An 18947-nucleotide genomic window follows, 5' to 3' on the forward strand; every position below is an offset into this window, starting at 1 on the left:
ATAGCCGCACCGCAATTGCGGTGTGGCTTTTTGCGTCGGACCTGGGCCGGTCAGTGCATGTTTGACCGGCTTACTTTAGCGACAATTGGACTGCCGTATGGTCTTAGGGCTTCTCCACGACGATCTCGATTTCCTTGTCTCCAGAGACTTCGATCTGGATACCGGAGGTTTCGTAGGATTGGAACTTTTTCGCGACCAACGATTTCCTGCCAACGCCGCCTGACGGATCGGTCGCATAGGCGTCGATGGACGCTTGATAGATTCCGTTAGGAACGCCGCCATCAATCTTCCCTAAATCGACGGTGCCATCCGATTGGATGTAACCAAAGGTTTCGAATTCGTCGCCAATGATTCTCACCTGGCCGGACGTCAACGGCGTTCCGTCCTCAAATTTAACCGTGGCGATCACCCGGTTTTCAGTGTAGCCGGAGCAACCAACGAGCACGATGGTCGCCAACAGCAGAGTAATCATGCCAGACAATCTAGTCACGTTTGGTATCCTTTTCGAAATTGCATTGTTGTTTCCCACCCCAAGATTTGACGATGGCGTCAGATAGGCGCGCCATCGTCACTTTTGTCGCCGCACTAGCGCAGACATGGTCTTACTGGTTGGCGATGACCGTTCCGTCGCTGCGATGGCCATACTGGCGGCGAATGAGCTCTGGCGTGTTTTGCGACAGCGAGGTCACCGAACCATCGCACAGCAGAAATTCGACAACGCCGGGATGATAACTGCCGAAACCAACCTGCGTGTTTGGCGCGGTCGCGTACATATCGTCGGGAGTCGTGTCATTTGGTCCCCGGCCGAAACGTTGGCGAATATTGCGAGAGAGCAAAAATTCACGCCAGTTGCCGGCGTCAAACATGTACGAACCATCCGTTCCATCGCCGCCGCAGCACTTGCCGACTTCGTTACCACGAAGATGCTTCTCGCCGATGATCGCCGTGTTGCTCAAGCCGTCGGTGATCGAAGCGAACGAAAGTTGCGGCTTGGCTTGCGTAAATCGGACGTCGCCTGGCAACGATTCGTTGACTCTGGCCAACGTAAGCGCCCCTTTTTGCGCGGCAAGATGATCCGCGTTGGACCCGAAGTAATGGTTCCACCAGCCGTCTTCACTCGCCGTATCGTACAAATCGCGATAGAGAAACACGGCCGCATAGTCAGACAAAGGACCACGTGCGGGGTTGGATGAGTCGTTGATCATCTGCGTGCCTGAACGTTTCGAGGGGCAGTGCATGTAGGGGATGCTGGACAGCGCCTCTTTTTCCGTATCCGTTAAGCGGTCCCAGTTATCTAGGCTCGGGTAGTTCAAGTTGTTGCCGCCGTTAACGTTATTGCCGGATAACATGTCATGGGCGTTGTTTTGCTCCATCTGCGGCATCATATAAATCCAGAAACTCTGGTGATCCACATGACTCATCAACGGGGGGATCTTCCCGTAGGTGTCGTGCCAGTTATGGATGCCGAGCCCCATCTGCTTCAGATTGTTGGTGCATTGCATGCGGCGGGCCGCCTCGCGCGCTTGCTGCACAGCGGGAAGCAACAAAGCAATCAACACGCCGATGATCGCGATGACGACCAACAGCTCGACTAAGGTAAAACCACGGCGGGAATAGGGGGGTCTAGACATAAAGAAAACCTCAAATGCATGCATGAATTGGGATGCGTGAATGTGCCGGCGAACCAACATAATGATCACAACGTAGCAAGTATTTGAGGAAGGCTTCAGCAAGTCAACGGATGCGCAGCGTGCGCTAATTGACGCTCAAAAACGGCAATGCCTGTCACAAAAAAACAGGCTAAATTAATTCTGCGCCCATTCCGCTCGTAGTAGGGGAAAAATTGCAATTGAATTTCGTGTCATGTGAGATCGTTTGCAAATCGTGGAAGTATGGGGCAAGTGAAATAGCGGGGACAGAAGAAAAGAAGCGCTCCGCCACCTTTTCAAAGTTTCGCAGCGATTAACTCAATTGTCGGAAATCTCTCTTCAGCTTCGGCAACCCGTAGGGCAGCGCGCGACAACTTCGCAGCAGCGAATTTGCATATGTATTCTGTTTGTAGGCCTCTTTGACTTGGGAAAATCAGGCCGGTAAAACCCGTAGGCGTAGTAATCCCAAACCGCGCAGCGAACTCCAACGTGATCCAACGTCGAATGGCCAGCGTCTAGCCGACTTCGACCAACTTGCTTGCACCGTCAAGCGACTCGTGATGAACGGTCGCTTGGCGATTCGACGTTTAGATGGTGAGCTAGATCGCTTTTCGGCAAGCCGAACCAATAGTCGCCTTTCGCTCCGGCTTGTGAGTACTACGGCGCAATCACCGGCACGACTACATAGGGAGTCTCGTTCAACCAATTAGGCCACAGCGCGCCTCCTTCCGCGTGACGAGCTTCGATGTAGTACTGAAGATCGTAGTTGGGATCGATTTCTTCCGCTGGGATCTGTGCCTGATAAGCTCCATCCGCGCCTTCCTCCACCATCGCCATTTGGTTCCAGGACTTGGTTTGATTCAGCGGGCGATAATAGACCGATACCGAATCGAGCGGCCGATCACTAGAAACATGCACTACCACCGGAATCGCTTGTCCGCGAAAGGTCGATTTGATTCGCTCATGACGGAACGTAATGTTCGCATCTTCCAGCGTTTCGCCGGGATACCGCTTCATCCCTTTTTCTTCGGCTGCAGAGAGACTTCGCTCACTTACGGCATTTTGATCCATCAAGTGCGCCACAAAATCGACATCTTTTTGCACGTCAACGATCCGATCTTTCCAATGTCCAATGTGCTCTTGCAAGCGGCTGGCGAAATCGGAGTTGTATTCTTTGGAGAAGCCCAGCACGAGATCGTCGTAGTAGTGATCGTTGGTCAGATCGACGATTCGAGTCCAATGATTTTGAGCCGCTTGAATGTGCTTCCAGGCAAATTTCAAGCGGGTTTTCTCATTCGTGATCCGGAAGAACTCAAGATGGGTCGCCGCTATTTTCTTGTCCGCGTGGTAGCGAGCCAACAACGCCAGAACTTTCAAGTCGATCAAAGTTGCGTCAAATTCCGGATCTTGAGCAGCGCTGTTTTCTTGAAGTTTCTCCGCAGCGGCGAGCGCGACCTCGGTTTCGTCGGCGAGTTGCGACAGATAACGACTGACCTGAATCGGAGTCCACTTCGCGTTGAGGTTTCCCTGAATTGCATCTTCGACATAGGCGGAGTGAATGGAAGCCCAACCTTCGGATCGCCACTGCTGTCGACTTGCGAACGGGGCGATCGCATAAAATTGCGCGTAGTCGCTCGGCTGGATCGCACGATACGCATCAAGATGCATGCAGGCCATCATTTCTGGCCAAAATCGCCAATTGTTAGCGCTGAACTGGGTTGTGGCTGTAATCAACGGCAGAACCTGACTCGTCGCCCGAAACGCCGCTTCGACCTGGGCCCCAGCGTCTCCAAATCGATGGGCGAACTCACGCGACCAGACTCTGCGCGGCATATCGGGGTTATAGCCAAAACGTCCAAACGCGAGATAAAAGGCCCAATATCGCTCCTGTTCCCAGCGGTAATGTTCCAACGCTTCATCGGCGAAAATCCGCCAAGTTCCCGGCGCGTCGCCATACCCTTGATTGGAAAGAGGAGCGAACACTTCAAAACCTTCACCACCTCCCAAGGTGCAGCTCTCCGCAAACCGTGCGGCGTAACCAGGATCTCCCCACAACAAGAGTCGCGACGTTCCTACGTTCCATAAACGATACGTCACCCGATAGTTTCGATCGTGTCGCAGCATGCTGCCGTATCCATAACGGCTTGCCGAATAGGCGATGTCTTCCGCCGCCGGATTGTAGGGAAGCCCCATATGCTCGCACCAATGTTTCGTCGAAACGTTAACGTCTAACCCGGCGTCGCGCGCCAAGTTGATCGTTTGCTGACTGAGGCTCTTGTACCGCAAGTCTAACTTGACCGAGCGGCCGCAAGCGGCGATCCCCTCGAAGAGCAGTTGGTAGTAACGCTCTTGCTCTTCGTGTGGAATTCCGCTTTCTAGATTCATCCGCAATTGCACGCCTGCGATATCGGGACACAGTCTTAAAAGCTTCTCCAACCCTTTGGCGCAGTACTTCGCCCGCTCTAAACCACTCGGCAGATTGATAACAGGAGACTCGCCAAAGTCGAGCCCCTCGCGAACTTCGACGACCGGCAATTGGGTCCACAGCCCCAGCGTAAAACCAACCCCATGCTCCTGGGCGATTTCGGTAATCCGGCGGAAGCGATGCAAACATTGATCGCGGTCTTCGTGGGACATGCCGGTGACTTGCACGTCGGGATACTCAGGCACGTCAAACATCCACGCATACGGCGGAATCATGTAATTGGCGTTGTGTCCGAAAGTTAGTGAAAAGTTATTGATCCGATTTTTTGCGAGCATGCCGAAATACCAGTGCCAATATTCCTCGCTCTCGTACCAATCGCGTTCCACGTCTTGATTAAAGAGTTGCTTGGTGACGCTGCGCACTTTCAAGTAGGGCGATTCGCGACAATCTTGAATAGCGTCGCAAACAGAGTCGAGTTCCTTCGCCAAGCGGATCGACTCTGCGATTTCCAGCAATGCGTAGGCCGCGCCTCGTGGGTCACGTCCCGCAATCAATACTTGCGGTCTCGTAGCGTTCCATATTTTCGCAACTAACAACGACTCGGCCTCCTCCGGCACCGAGAGCTGTTGCTCGCTTAGCAGTTGATCCACCAGACGGCTTTGGCCCGGAATCCCAATAATCAAATTGACATCCGCGGATGGTTCCACTTTGAAACCTATGTCGACTGCGGCGCACTTATTTTGCAACCCGTTTTTCAGCGCCGTGATCGCATGCTCGACAGGCTTCGAGATCTCCCCATCCATCACCAAATGCACTCTCTCCGAGTTGTTCGCCAAGAGAGGATTGCGTGACAATCCGAACAAAATCAGGATCAAGCCAGCGATTGCCAAGCGGCGTCGTACGTCTCGCATTTTGGTCAATCTAGGCGGCTCAGCCAAACTACTGCCTCTGTCGGAACGCATGTCAGTAACTACTTTCAGGGATCTGGAGGTGTGGATGAAGGAAGACAAAATCTGACTTTCAGGCATTACGAAATTCGATCAGTAACAGAACGTGCGGCTACCGCAGCTCAGCGATTCGGCAAAGAACCCCGGCGTTAATCACAATTTCAAAAGCAACTTGCGACGCCGAAAACTTATGACGATTGGGGGAGGAAACCAAAATGGTCGAGTGGGTGATAATGCGCTTCGTCGTGACGGAAAGCGGTGGCGTCAAACTTGTGGTTGGCATGCGCGCATATCGGTAGCGCCAACGCAACAAGGCATCGAAAATTGGCTCAAGCAACGGCGAGGAAAGATCTTCTGCTTGACGATGGAAAGGCAAATTAGATTGCAGCTACCGCAAGCCAAGCGAAAGAGAGATTCTTACTTCAGGTCAATTACCAGCGGCAAGTTCTCTCCTTCTCGCACTTCCACTTCCAGTCCGCTCGTCGAACTTGCGCCATATTTTGGCGGAAATGGACGGACTGCTGCGATTGCTCCGCGCCGCGAAGCGCTCATATCAAAATGGGCCCCCTCCTCGCGCGGAGGCGGAGCAACTTGGACCTTGTAGTGGGCAACCGGAATTTGATTGGAACCTTTGAAGAGCAGATCAAATTCTCCATCGTCGCCGGTCTGGCCGGCTGCGATATAGCCGTCCGAGGCGATGAACGTAATAATCGTCCCCGGCGAAATTGGCTTACCTTCGAGCGTCAACTTTCCGCCGACCGTGCCGGTTGGCCCACGAAATCCATCCTGACTGCAACCAGCGAAAGCAAGACCTAACGCGACGAGCAAAGACAATTGGTAGAGATTCATTGATTGATGTTTCAACATTGGCGACTGCGCCTTTCCGCGAATCAAAGGAAGGGGAGAATTGCGAGTTCGCAGTCTCGAATGACAGTCAATCGAGACTTGCTGATTCTTGACTCCGTCGTTGTGCGCCCTACAGATTAGGCGTTACTTGTCCATCATTTCGGACGCCGAGGAAGGTCAGAACGCTAAGATCAATCGTGTCCGGAACAAAGTGAACGCTACCGTCCACGAACACGGCCAGCGCTCCGCCGGGATGGGCCGACGTTAACGGCGTATTGCGTCGCCATCCGCCTCCGCTCCCTACGCCATCCTGATCAAGCACATCAGCGTTGGGCGAATATCGGATCGTGACCGTAGAAGCGGAAACGAACGTATCCTCTTGATTCTTGGTGTCCGGCGCTCCCATCTGCCAGCCCCAATAGTAACCAGGTCGACGGTCCCCTTTTGACGTACGCGCCGCATCAAAGGTCAAGTTCGCGATCTCACCGACGATGAACGTATTCGACGTTCCATCGGTGCAATCCCGCATACCGATCGTCTCATTCACCGGCAACATTCCGTCCGCCGTGTAGACGCCGCCGGGGTTATTATCAGCCGGAGCGGCGACGTTTCGCGTACTACTGACAAATTTTCCATCCGGACTATTCTCTGCGCCGGAAATGCCGAAGTACGAAAATTGAAAGAGATTATCGCTCCCATTCACCAGAAAGCGTTCAAGGGGACTAGAAGGACATTCGCCCCAGTTCACGGTAAAACCGTCAATCAACGCCCGATTGGCTTGTCCAATCGAAGTGCTGTTCCAACCATGACCATTTCCAAATTGCCACTTATCGTAAAGCGCCGATTGCTCGGAAAACGGCATGATTCGTAGCCGCCAATTGCTCCCCCAAGATCCTGAAAGACCTTCATCACCATGAGGGAACACCTTGTTAGTATCGTGATAATTCTGCAGCGCTAGCCCCATCTGCTTTAAATTGTTGCTGCACTGCATACGACGTGCAGCTTCCCGCGCTTGCTGGACAGCCGGTAACAACAGAGCGATTAAGACGCCGATAATGGCGATAACGACCAGCAATTCTACGAGGGTGAAACCTCGGTTTTGAAACGTTTTCATACAGTCTCCTGCGGAAGATTTAGATGAGTATATTGAGTGCTAAACAGAAACATCGAGGAATGCAGATCTAGGCTGAAACGGAGCTCGCCACACGCTAAGTACGAAGCACAGCTCTCACGATGAATTAGCCCGAACGCTATTTTCCTTTCATCCAACTTCGATTCTTTCACGAAAAAACTTCGCCCTGTGCAGCGTGTGCGGCATCCCATTTCATTCGAGCGGCGTTACGACAATCCCATACATATTCGAACCGTCGTGACTTCCATATTTTGGTTTTGGCAACTCTCGTCGTCGAGAATCCACCCCTCCCAGCCGAATCGTTCCCGCCTCTGGAACCTTGCGCAACCAGACCGAAAAATTCCCTTCGATACTGCAGTTGGGGCCGACGCCCAATTCGGTGTGGGCATGCTGATCCTGCTCGATCCGAGGATCGAAATAAGGCCCCTCGTCCAATCCGACACGAAACCCCGTGTCGACATAATCTCGACTCAACCAGTCAGGCACGACAAAACATTCGGTGTAGAGAATGTAGACGTTCGCCGGAGCACGCAGCTCGAGATCAATTTGCAACGCTTCTTCATGGATTCGATCGTAGTCCATTGTTTTCACGTACTCGGCGCCACGCAGAAAATGCGGGATCGCATCAGGCCCAATGCCATTCCACTGATGATTTCTATCCACATACGCAGGCGCGTCTTCTCCAAATCCCTTGGGAGCGACTTGATAAAAGCCGTAGTCAGAGTCATCGATAATGTTGTCCTGCACCGATGCAATCAATGCGGAATGATGCGCCGTTCTGTTGATATCACGCTCATCAGGAAAAAGCCCGGCGACGACGGATGACAAACGCACTATCTTGCCGCTCTCGTCGATCTGAATCGCGTCCCCTTTGCGCAATACCTGAGTATTCCGTTGTTGAGCGACATGCATTTTCCCTTGAAACACGGCGATGCTGTCCGGTTGTCCAGCGAAAGAGGAGAGGCCAAACCGGCCTCCTTGATCATTCACCGTACAACGCTGCGCTTCGATCGAAATCGCTTCCGCTGCGCCATGGGCGTCGGCGATCAAACTTCCTGATAGCAGTCGCAAAGCGTTGCGATGGACGACCTGAAGCTCAGCAGGTCCTTCGATCACCATGTCGACGCCTGCGGCCAACGAAACGCCGACCGATCCGTCAGAGAAACGGATCGATCCGCCTGCGGGGATTTCGCGATTGGAGTTCGCTCCGTCGATCACCTGCAAATCGCTCGCGCTGGAGAAAGTGATTCTCGCAATCTCCTCGGTGGAACGCTGCATCTGCGAACGCACAACCCATGTCATCAGCAACGCGATTACGGCACAGGCCGCCAGCACGGTCACCATCCTCTGTTTGTCCGTCGGGATGGGAGAACCGAAATTTTCCGTCTGAGATTTGGTCGCGGTGGGAAGGTGGATATCGGGAGAAGTGACAATCAGAGACGCGTTTAGGTCGGTGTAGGCGACAAAATACGCCAGCGCGTCTTCGTCTCGGTCTAGCAAGTCATTCAGCTCGCGCCACTCCTCGGCGCTCGCCGTGCCAGAGACGCAGCGTCCGATAAAGTCGGCGACCTGATCGGAAACCTCAGGCAACTCGGGCAATCGTTCTGGGAAGCCGGATTTCATACGAGAACTTTCAGGCGAGCCAAGTATTGATGGACGCATTGAAGGAGAGATTTTCGAATCCGGTGAACTCTCACATAGACCGTGCTAGGTCGAATGTTGAATTCTTCCGCGATTAGCTCCACATCCGCCATCGGCTTATAAAATTTGCCCAGAAGTAATCTCTGCTCTTCGGGAAGTTGCTGTAGGCAATAACGCAGCGCGGCCAAGTGATCTTCGACGGCATGTTGATTCGAGTCGACGCGGGCAATTATCTTTTGCACCGTATCCTCTGTCAGCTGACAGGGAGCTCTCGATTGCTGACGATAATAGGTCAGCACCTTCACCTTGGCGAAGCCGCGCATCCAAACAAAGAAATTGCGATCCGGATCGTACTGATCCCGCTTTTCCCACAATGCGATCGACACCTCCTGCATGACGTCCTCGGCATGCGTTCGATTCGACACCAGCGAGCAGATGTAATGCAAAATGCGGCTATGATAGCTCGTCAACAGACGCACGAAGTCTTCGTCAGTAAACTGGCTATCCCTAGGGTTCATGAGCCAAATAGGTCCAACGGGCAACAACCGGAAATCAAAAAGGCGATAGATGCCTGCACCTATTTAGCAGTGCGCTTGAATTCCTTTCAAGAAAACGAGAAAAAAACGGGGCATTGTTCGTTTCTTACCCACTTTCCCTCTCCAGTTCGCGCCAAATGCAATCGCGACGTCGGCGCAAGATACCAAAGTCACGACATAGCAAATTAACTTGCCTGCGAACTCCGTAACGAGAAAGCCGAAGGCTTCCCCTTATGATCGGCGACAATTCAGGGCGATGACCTGATCAAACGTTGGACGAAACCGCTCCCCAAATTGCGTTCTGAGTCTCACGGAGAAGCAGTAGAATGCTTGGCGTCTGAGTCGACATGCGACGCTTTGCAAATCACATTGAGTGTGATTGACCAATGCAGATGGTCGGGAATGGTCGTTCGTGAAGAAAGCGCCCGCTGTCTCTGCCGAAATACACGATTGCGAAACCGACGATCCCTAACCAGGTTTCATCGCTTGCCAAATCGTGGAGCGATTAATGGGGCCTCACCATCAAGCACGCATCGTGCTCGACACTCAGCAGCCATGGGAGATAGCAGCGATCACCGGCGAGATCCAGGGGGAGCGATTGACAGTGCTGCGCGGTAATCCGCCATCGCAGCAAAATAGTCCGCCTGCGCCTCAATCAAGAGAAACCGAGCGTCTGTTGCGGATTGCTCATAGATATTGAGTGAAATCAGATCAATATCACCAGCGTTGAATTGCTCTCGTCCCAGGTCCAACGTTTGGGCGGCAAGACGCAAGTTTGTATTTGCCCTCTTGATACGTTCTGCGGACGCCTGCAGCGCAGAAACGGCGTCTTGGACGGCCGCAGTCACCCGGTTAACGGCAAACTGCCGTTTGATTTCATTTTGAGTAAGCTTGCCCTGTACGGATTCAATCATACCGCGGGCTTTTCGACGTTGCAGAGGTATCTCGCCGTACAGACCTGCTTCTAATTGAAAAGGCGTCTTGTCTCCCTTGGGGCTAGCGGCCGCGCCAACATCTTTTTTGGCCAGAATGCTCGCGTCTAATTGCGGAAGCAGCATGTTCTCTGCTCGGGCAAGTTCGATACGAAGCTGCTGAGCCTGCATGTTCAGTTCGCGCAACTCGGGAGAAGCTGCAACCGCTTGCGCGATGTCGCTGGCAAGTTCGTTACTGTCTGGTAACGAAGAAGCGGGAAATAACCTTGGAAGCTGCGATTCAGCCGGAATGATGGGCTCACCGTCATCACGACGCAAGTACAAGGAGAGTTTAATCGCCGCTTGCTGAAGTTTTCGTTCCGACTGGATTACCTTAGCCTCGCGAGAAGCAATCAATTGATCATTATTGATTCGCACGATCTGCGGCAAGTCGCCTGCTTTGACGCGTTCCTCAATTTGATTCACGCGATGTTGAGCCAACTCTAGCAAGGCTCGCTGCGCATCGACTGCTTGGCCAGCCGCTACCCAGTACCAATAGTTGATAGAGGCCAATCTTACGACCTCCAGCACCTGGGCTTGAATCGCCGGTTCGACAGCTTGTCTCGCAACAGTTGATTTCAGAAGCGCCTCGCGCCGTTTGTCGATTGTGCGACCTTGGAGCAGTGGAGTCCCCAAGCCTAATGCAAATTCGCCTCCCTCATTGGTTGCACGCTCGCCGTACCAGGGTTCAAAATTACCGTCTCCAATCTTGTACCCGCCGTAGGCATAGCCGCCGCCGTACAGCGGCTGCTCCAATGAAATGCCGTTTCGGTAGGTTTTGTAGTACCCCATCGGCGCAGCGATTCCAAATCCTTTGACCTTCAGGTCAAACTCTCCCGCGGCGCTCGCTTGCTTGCCATCCGCAATCTGGCGTTCCAAGATGGCGCTGAGAACTTTGGGATATGACATTTGCACCGAATGAAGAACTTCTTGCAGCTCAAGCTGTGCAGGCGCCAAAAGCAACTCCGCCTCGGCCATGGGAAGAACAAGCGGTTCTGGCAATAGCTGAAGCTCCTCCATCTCTTGAAGATGCGAAGCCGGTGCGATTTCACCAGCGTGGGATTCTAGTGTTGAGCTAACCTCAGACATATCAGCCTTATTGCGATCTTCAATCAGCAATTCGTTGTTGTCCGAAGCGATTGCCCGATGCTGGCTTTTGGGTGGACGAGGCGCACCAGAACGACATCCACCGCAAAATAACGAGAGCACTACAACGCAAATCAGGCTATATGAAGTGAGCTCACTCATTTCGGCAGGGGCACTTTCTTCTTCTCCTTGGAGTCGCTGACAGGCTCATCGGGTGAAATCACCGGAGGAAAGCCATTCAGTTGCCTCCAGATCTCATATCCCAAAGTAACCTGACTGAGCATTACCCAGCCATTCGCGCGAACTCCCTGACGTAGATAGCGATCCGCCGGCCATTGTTGCTGACTCGTTGGTTTCACCTGAACGCGAAAATTACCTTTACCGTCATCCGATGGATCGATGGCTGCGACTTCGCCCCCAAATGTCCCTACCGCCACAGATGGCCAGCCTGCAAATTGCACGGCGGGCCAGCCCTCAAATTGAAGGCGTACATGGTCTCCACTTCGTACTAACGGCATATCATTTCCCGAGATCCAAAGCTCGACAACGCGGTCCGTTGCGTCGGGAACAATCGTGAATAATGCGTCGCCTTCCTTTAACGTTTGTCCACGTTCAAAAATTGGCAATCGAAAAATAACGCCGTCGCGAGGAGCGTAAATATCCAATCGCTCTAATTCCGCCGACTTGATCTCTAGATCCCGCTTCTCTTTGTTGACGGTCGCCAGCTGCCCCAATGCGTCTTGTTCCATCGCGCGTGCGTAATCGACTTTTGTCTTGGCTTCGCGCTCTTTCTGGATACGCTCGCTCTTCTTCGCTTGCCACTCTTCCTTAACCGAGTCGATCTTTAGTTTTAAAGAGTCATACTCCGCTTTGGCGACATCCCAGTCTTTCTTGAACTTCTCAATTTCGACCGACGCTTTAATCCCTTTTTCGGCAAGCCCTTTTTGACGCTCGTAGTTTAGTTTGGCTTGGTATTTCTTCGCCTCGTATCCTGGGAGCAATTTGAGTTCCGCATCCCATTTTGCCTTAGCCGCTTCGATCAATTCATCCGCGCCTGACACTGCAGCGATTTGAGCGGCTTGGAAGTCGACGATATTCCGTGCATAGACTTCCGATTTGATTTGCGCCGTAGACATCTTCGCATCCAAATCCTGGATTTGTCGCTGCAACTGCTCTCGCAAGTTCGCCGCGGTAGGCTCAAGCTCCAAGATGAATTCACCACGTTTAACTCGCATTCCTTCCCTCAGTCCTTCCGCGACTCGCACGACAACTCCCTTTGAAGGAGACAAAACTGTTTGCTGTCGTTCTTGAGGAACATAGGCGACGACTTTGCCAGTTCCTTTGGCGGACTGCTGCCAGGGTGCAAAGATCATCGCAATCGTACAAACAATCAGAAAAGCTAGCAGGAGGTTCGCGAGTCGCCATGCGTTCCTTGATGATTGAACCAATTTGAGCGCCGGCAGCCTGTTTTTTAACGGCTTCTTCCCGCTAATGTTCATCGGATTCCCCCTCCGTTTATCGGGCTACGACGTTAATGCCCTTGATATCGATTCAATAAAAACAATCGCTGCAATCAGTTTTCTTGACGTATTTCATCATCACAAAGCACGAATCGCCTGTCGCAAGCATCCGCTACGCTACGCCGCCCGGTCGCGGTCAATAGAGTCCAGGAAGACTTGTGTTGTGATAAATTATCCATCAGTTCTGCCGCCAAATCGTCGGGAAGGACATCTAAAACGCCGTCGATCAACAGTAACCTCGGACGGCCAATGATCGCCCTCGCTAGCATCAGGCGAGCTGCCTGGCTCGTTGATAGCGACGCCCCATTGGTTGAAAGCGGTGTCCCCAGCCCTGCTGGCAATTGCAAGAATTCATCAAGCAAGCCAACCATTTCAAGCGATTCATGCACATCCAACGAACTCAGATGCGAACGGTTCAGATGGACATTCTCATTGATCGTACCGCTGAAAATTTCAATGCCGCGAGCGACCGCGATGTTGTCGCGCATCGAACCAGTACGCAACTCACGCAGATCAACGCCATCTAACTTGATATGCCCCGTCGTCGGCAGACGAATACTGCACAAAAGATCGATTACCGTACTCTTGCCAGAAGCCGCTGGTCCGACCAGTGCGACGGATTCGCCTGGGGCAAGACGGAGAGACAGGTTTTTCACCGCCGTTTGGGAATCGAACTTGTAGGTCACATTGGAGAGCTCAACGGATGCAGGCGCATTGTCGCCGACTTGGAACAGACTCTCGCGAGACTCCGTCGGCAAGTCAAAGAGATACCCAAGTTTGTCGACAGACGCCAACAGATCATAGAAGCTATCTAAATGTTTTCCCAACTTCGCGAAACCACCAACGATGATCATCACAATCAGTTCAGCCGCGACGAGCTGTCCTAAGGTCAGTTCACCAACAATGACAAGCCAGCCCCCCAGTCCAAGCAGGGTCGTCGCGGCGCATGCCTGCAGTCCTAAGGCAAAGAGGATTTGTCGCATCAGAACCCGAAAGTGGCTACGCCGTGAATCCAACCAGTCAATCGCAAGTTGATCAGCTCGATCCAGGGCAAATTGCGCCCCTGAGTTTAGTTTGAATGCAGTAGGATGCCGGGCAAGTTCTTGCAGCCAAGCTGCAACCGCGTATTTAGCCTTAGATTCTTTGATCGAGGTCGTCACAGCGCCGCGTCCCAATCCGAAAATTGCAAATGCAATCAAGCAGATAAGCACGACGTCAAAGCCCAGCAAAAATGGATGATAGAACGCGAGGACGATCATCCCGATGATTGTCTGCAGCACCAGTGCAATGCCATCCAACAGCAATACAGCAAAAGATTTCTGCACGCTAACGACATCAAAAAAACGATTGACCAATTCTGGTCCATGGAGATTATCGAATGATTTTTGCTCAACTCGCGGCAAACGATAGGCTAAGTCCTCGACAACGCGTACGAAGAATCGACGCTGGATTATCTCTACGAGAAATGTCAGCAAGCCTTTCATCGCTGCAGCAAAGGCCAGAAACGTGAAGAGCATGATTACTAACACGATCACTGGTTGCAAATACCGCCCAAACGCAACCGTATTCACCAGCGCCTCGACAGCGATCGGCGTCGCCAGCGCCAATACGCCGACAACAATCGAGAACACAAGAATAACCCAGATGTCTTTCTTTTCAGGCTTTAACAGTCCCAGCAAGCGGGCGAAAGGAGATAGGTGGTGATCGGGGCCATGATGAGAACTGGACTTTGGCGATTCACACGCCAACGCCGCTTGTCCGACAACCCAACAGCACGTCGTATCTTCATCCGTTAAACCTAAGCGCCGATTCAGTTCCTTGATCTTGATCCAAGCGTCCGTTTCATCTGCTTTCACGCCTGTTACTCGCAGACGATTTCCGCGGACTTCCTTGATCAAAATCAACTCTAATTCCGCCTCGCTACGCTCGATGTAAGTCGCAACCGGAATGCCCTGTTCGACAAAGATGAGCGCATCTTTCAAAGGCGAATCCAGAGAGCGAATCCTCAGACCAAGAGCCTCCCCTGCCTCGATCAATCGTCGCGACCAAGTTTGCCAATCTTCGCCAGATATATCGCGATCTTCACCCAGCGCGCGCGCCGCCAGGATTCGATCAAAGGAAATCTGTGCCGAATTAGAAAACGCCTCCAAGACATGAATCGCATTCTGTGACGGCATATTTGGTAGTGGATCGCTTTGGTTTTCCGGCATGGAACTGTTCATTACACTCAAGGAAACGGCCCTCCAAATGTCAGGAGAGCCGTCTGTCAAATGGATCGCTTGAAATCTTAGATTGCAAAACTCTCCCCCAAGCAGGTTTGAACTGGTTAGGAGCGTGAAATGGAAACTATCGAGAAGCCTTTTCTCTAGCAGACCATAAAGGCCCCACATTCCTCCTAATTGTTAATATCGCACGCCATTTTTTAGCGATGCTTGGGCCGCATTTGCTATATCGACATAAGTCGTAAGATGCCCCTCGCGTGTGATCGTTCGCGGCAGATCGGTCCAAGAGAAGGACGTTCCGTGCTCAAAGCCACGCGACAAGGCTAGCTAGAGTCCGCTTGCAGACAGAGATATCACCGGCTGGAGCAATACCGAAACGCGTCACGAGTACATCGGCCCGAAAGCCGAGAAGCCATCGCAAGCCTAACAGAGCACCACTGGACGCTTGGCAGGCGACCAAAACTCTCGTTCGCATACGATTGTTAATGAATACCCCAGGATAGATCCCCAGCAAATCTCAGCTTTTGCACCCACCCCAAGAAACACAAAAAGCCTTTCGCAGTAATAACTTACGAAAGGCTCTTTCAAGTGGAGCTGATGAGATTCGAACTCACGACCTCTGCATTGCGAACGCAGCGCTCTCCCAGCTGAGCTACAGCCCCAAACTTATTGCAGGATTTTAGTGGGTCGCCGTTTGGCTGTCTAGGTCCCACGGTGGTTAGACGAGGGTTCTGCCTGCGGGGTTCGCGCGGGCGGCTGGGACAATCGGAATGGTCGGAAAAACCCGCCGTTAGCGGATGCCCAGGCTGGCCGAATTGGCTTTGATTTGGTCCTTGCGACCTAGCTTGTCAGTTATCGCGTCCCAATCTTGGGCCGCTTTTTCCAGCGTCTGCTGGGGGTCGGCCTGGTCGTTCAAGATGGCCCCCACGCTGTTGTCTAAGACCTGCAGGTATTGGTCGACGCCTGGCAGGTTAAAGCTGATCGCTTCGTTCGAGCTTAGCTCTACGGCCATCGCTTCGCCGTAGGCGTTGGCCGTCTCCGACGACACACGACTGTCGACCCACTGCGAAACGCCAGCCAGATTTCCGTTTCGATAGACCATCGTCGCATCGCTGGCGGGAGAAACCTGCGTCGCTGACTCCAAAGCCGAGAGCAAGATCAGCCCCAGCGCGGCGTCGCGCAAGCTAGGACTGCCGGTCGAGACCGAGCCGATCCGGCCGCCGGCGGTTAAAAACGGAACCGTCGCCGGGCGATCCCCGCGTCGTTGCTCCCACGATTCGGTCAACTGATTCCAATAGGCGACGGCGCCTGGGATCGGAACGAAGTCCGGCGCAAAATCAAGCTTCCCTTGCGACGCGTCTGACTTGTGCGGCAACCAGCCGATCGCCAACGCTGATTTGCCAGCCAGAAACTGCGCACCCACTTCGGCAGGCGTCAACGATTGCAACTCGGCTGGAATCGTCGCTGCAATGCGACGCAAATCCTCGGCTCCTTTGACAAACGACGGTTGCCCGATCATCGCTTCGCCCGCAGCGAGGCCAAACAGAACGGCATAGTTGCTCGGGTTTTTGGCGTAGGCGGCCGAGCGAGCCAGCAACAACTTTCCGCGCCAATCGCTGGCCAATGGCTCTAACGTCGGCGAGTCAAATGCCTTGTCGTCGCCGGTGCAAAATCGACTGCCGGCGATCTGCTCGACGCATGCCTGGTAATCATTCCAAGTTTCCGGCACGGCCAGTTCCAATTCTTCCAACACTTCTGGGCGAACCATCAGCACCAGCGTTGGCGAGCCAAACGGAACGGCGACGGTGGCTCCTTTCCATTGCAGTTCCGACTGGCGAACCGCCGGAAAGATATCTTCAATCTCCAGCGCTGCGTTGTCGAGCAGCGACTCCGGCAGCGTCTCGATCCATTCGCGGCGCATCATTTCGCCCAACAACGCCGGCGGATAAATCACCGCGTCGGCGCCGATTTTGTCCCCTTTTAGCAGGTCTGTCGAAGTAGTCAGAGATAACTCAAGCGGGCGTTCTTCGCGCGCTTTCCATTCACGCTCGATTGCTTCGGCAAGCTGGGGATCATCCAGCACCAGCAGTTTGAACGGTCCGGAAGGGCGTTTTTCTTCCACCACGGGAGGCTTCGCCTGCGGGCAACCCAGCGAGCAAACCAACGTGACCAACAGCAAAGCGAAACTGCAGAAGCGACTCATGGGGCGGCGCATGCATAAGAGAAGTGCTCGAATAGTCCAGACTTCATCGTAGCCGGCCCGTTCCCCACGGGTCAAAGGGTCAGAGTCGCCCGGCGGCGGGCATTGGCCTACTTTTTGGTGAACTTCACGAAAAAGAAAAGTTGGCGGCGCCGTTGGTGGCAAGCCAAAAATGAGCCACAATAGGCGATCCGCATTCATCGCAGCTTCGCAACGCCCCGCACCCAAGGAATCCCCGTGAGCATTTATTTGGGAATCGATATCGGCACCTCTGGCACCAAGACCATCGCCATTCGTGAAGGTGGCGAAATCTTGGCCGAGTCGAGCGCCACCTACCCGCTGCACCATCCCAAACCGATGTGGAGTGAGCAAGATCCGGACGATTGGTGGAGCGCCGTCGTCAAAACGGTGCGCCGCGTCGTCAAAGAAGCGAAAGCGCGCCCCGGCGAAGTCAAAGCGATTGGACTCTCGGGCCAGATGCATGGCTCGGTCTTCCTCGACAAACAAGATCAGGTCATCCGCCCTGCTCTGCTTTGGAACGATCAGCGGACCGCTAAAGAATGCGCCGAAATTGAACAGCGGGCCGGCGGGCGAGCCAAGCTCATCAAGATGGTCGCCAACCCGGCGCTGACTGGATTCACGGCCCCCAAGATCTTGTGGCTGCGCAATAACGAGCCGCGCAATTACGCTCGCCTGGCGAAGGTGCTGCTGCCGAAAGATGACGTGCGACGACGATTGACCGGTGAGTACGCGACCGAAGTGAGCGACGCCAGCGGTATGCTGCTGTTGGATGTGTCGAAACGAGCCTGGTCGAAACCGCTCCTCTCGAAACTGGAACTCGACGAATCGTTACTCGGCACGGTTTACGAATCGGAAGAAGTGACCGGCACGCTCACAGCCGAAGCAGCCAAGCTGCTTGGCTTGACGACCGATTGCGTGGTGGTCGGCGGCGCCGGCGACTGCGCCGCCAATGCTGTCGGCAACGGCGTGGTCAAGCAAGGGATTTTGGCCAGTTCTCTGGGAACCTCCGGCGTGATGTTCGTCCATAGCGATGACGTCGCGATTGATCCTGAAGGGCGACTGCACACCTTCTGTCATGCGGTGCGCGGCAAATGGCACATGATGGGAGTCACCCTCTGCGCCGCCGGCACGCTGGAATGGTTCGTGCAGCGTCTCTGTGCCGATCTTCGTTCGGGCCGTGGCAAGCAAGATCCCTACTCGGTGCTGACCGCCGAGGCCTTGGATACTTCGCCTGGCAGCGAAGGGCTCTTTACGCTTCCCTATCTCGCCGGCGAGCGGACTCCGCATGCCGATCCCAACGCGCGGGGCTGTTTTATCGGCATGACGCTGCGTCACACGCGAGGGCATTTGACCCGCTCGATTATGGAAGGGGTCGCCTATTCGCTGCGCGACAGTCTTGAGATTATCTCGGATCTGGGAGTTCCGGTTCGCCAGATACGGGCCGGCGGCGGCGGCGCCAAAAGCGCCCTCTGGCGCCAGATTCAAGCCGACGTGTTTGGCAAGAAAGTGGTCACCATCAACGCCGAGCAAGGCCCCGCCTACGGTGTGGCGCTGTTGGCCGCGACCGGGGCCGGCGCCTACAAGAATATCCAGGAAGCCTGCGCCGCCACGATCCAGGTTGTTCACGAAACTGCCGTCGATCGCAAAGCGGCGAAGATTTACAACGAGGCGTTTCCGGTATATCAAGGACTATATCAATCGCTGAAAAACGACTTCCAGCGAATATCGGAACTGAGCCAATAGCTTCAGCA

At 53.8% G+C, this 18947-nt stretch carries 12 protein-coding genes and 1 tRNA gene; 1 reads left to right on the forward strand and 12 read right to left on the reverse strand.

What is annotated here, in order from left to right; translation table 11 throughout:
- Positions 1-103: 103 nt before the first annotated feature.
- The 12 genes from M4951_RS15810 to M4951_RS15870 form a co-directional block, all read right to left on the reverse strand.
- On the reverse strand, positions 104-490 hold the full coding sequence (locus tag M4951_RS15810; RefSeq protein WP_262022621.1) for a hypothetical protein: 387 nt from the start codon (positions 488-490) through the stop codon (positions 104-106).
- Between the two features lie 112 nt (positions 491-602).
- Entirely contained in the window at positions 603-1631 is a 1029-nt protein-coding gene (locus M4951_RS15815; protein ID WP_262022622.1) for a DUF1559 domain-containing protein, read from the reverse strand.
- A 675-nt stretch (positions 1632-2306) separates the two neighbouring features.
- Complete coding sequence (locus tag M4951_RS15820) at positions 2307-4985, reverse strand: hypothetical protein (RefSeq protein WP_262022623.1); 2679 nt, start codon at positions 4983-4985, stop codon at positions 2307-2309.
- Between the two features lie 453 nt (positions 4986-5438).
- Complete coding sequence (locus tag M4951_RS15825) at positions 5439-5888, reverse strand: hypothetical protein (protein ID WP_262022624.1); 450 nt, start codon at positions 5886-5888, stop codon at positions 5439-5441.
- A gap of 109 nt (positions 5889-5997) precedes the next feature.
- A complete protein-coding gene (locus M4951_RS15830) occupies positions 5998-6981 on the reverse strand; it encodes a DUF1559 domain-containing protein (RefSeq protein WP_315985732.1) in 984 nt (327 codons plus the stop codon).
- Positions 6982-7191: 210 nt separating this feature from the next.
- Positions 7192-8622, reverse strand: a complete 1431-nt coding sequence (locus M4951_RS15840) for a hypothetical protein (protein ID WP_262022625.1) — start codon at positions 8620-8622, stop codon at positions 7192-7194.
- Entirely contained in the window at positions 8619-9119 is a 501-nt protein-coding gene (locus M4951_RS15845; protein ID WP_262022626.1) for a sigma-70 family RNA polymerase sigma factor, read from the reverse strand. Before M4951_RS15845 ends, M4951_RS15840 begins: the two co-directional genes overlap by 4 nt.
- A 629-nt stretch (positions 9120-9748) precedes the next feature.
- Positions 9749-11266: a TolC family protein gene (locus M4951_RS15850; RefSeq protein ID WP_262022627.1), complete on the reverse strand. Its 1518-nt coding sequence runs from the start codon at positions 11264-11266 to the stop codon at positions 9749-9751.
- A gap of 125 nt (positions 11267-11391) precedes the next feature.
- Entirely contained in the window at positions 11392-12276 is an 885-nt protein-coding gene (locus M4951_RS15855) for an HlyD family secretion protein (RefSeq protein WP_262022628.1), read from the reverse strand.
- 530 nt (positions 12277-12806) lie between these two features.
- Positions 12807-14963, reverse strand: a complete 2157-nt coding sequence (locus M4951_RS15860; RefSeq protein WP_262022629.1) for a peptidase domain-containing ABC transporter — start codon at positions 14961-14963, stop codon at positions 12807-12809.
- A 601-nt stretch (positions 14964-15564) separates the two neighbouring features.
- Positions 15565-15637, reverse strand: a tRNA-Ala gene (locus M4951_RS15865).
- A 128-nt stretch (positions 15638-15765) separates the two neighbouring features.
- Positions 15766-17178, reverse strand: coding sequence for an ABC transporter substrate-binding protein (locus M4951_RS15870; RefSeq protein ID WP_262022630.1), 1413 nt, complete (start codon positions 17176-17178; stop codon positions 15766-15768).
- 234 nt (positions 17179-17412) lie between these two features.
- On the opposite strand from M4951_RS15870, the gene xylB reads away from it, so the two are divergent.
- Positions 17413-18939: a xylulokinase gene (xylB, locus tag M4951_RS15875; protein ID WP_262022631.1), complete on the forward strand. Its 1527-nt coding sequence runs from the start codon at positions 17413-17415 to the stop codon at positions 18937-18939.
- Positions 18940-18947 lie beyond the last annotated feature (8 nt).

The organism is Blastopirellula sp. J2-11 (assembly GCF_024584705.1).
GTDB lineage: Bacteria > Planctomycetota > Planctomycetia > Pirellulales > Pirellulaceae > Blastopirellula.

What these genes read in the sequence shown, in the direction of transcription:
- M4951_RS15815 (WP_262022622.1), bottom strand. Translation starts at nt 1,631, where the DNA reads ATGTCTAGACCCCCCTATTCCCGCCGTGGTTTTACCTTAGTCGAGCTG.
- M4951_RS15820 (WP_262022623.1), bottom strand. Translation starts at nt 4,985, where the DNA reads ATGCGAGACGTACGACGCCGCTTGGCAATCGCTGGCTTGATCCTGATT.
- M4951_RS15825 (WP_262022624.1), bottom strand. Translation starts at nt 5,888, where the DNA reads ATGTTGAAACATCAATCAATGAATCTCTACCAATTGTCTTTGCTCGTC.
- M4951_RS15830 (WP_315985732.1), bottom strand. Translation starts at nt 6,981, where the DNA reads ATGAAAACGTTTCAAAACCGAGGTTTCACCCTCGTAGAATTGCTGGTC.
- M4951_RS15840 (WP_262022625.1), bottom strand. Translation starts at nt 8,622, where the DNA reads ATGAAATCCGGCTTCCCAGAACGATTGCCCGAGTTGCCTGAGGTTTCC.
- M4951_RS15860 (WP_262022629.1), bottom strand. Translation starts at nt 14,963, where the DNA reads ATGCCGGAAAACCAAAGCGATCCACTACCAAATATGCCGTCACAGAAT.
- M4951_RS15870 (WP_262022630.1), bottom strand. Translation starts at nt 17,178, where the DNA reads ATGAGTCGCTTCTGCAGTTTCGCTTTGCTGTTGGTCACGTTGGTTTGC.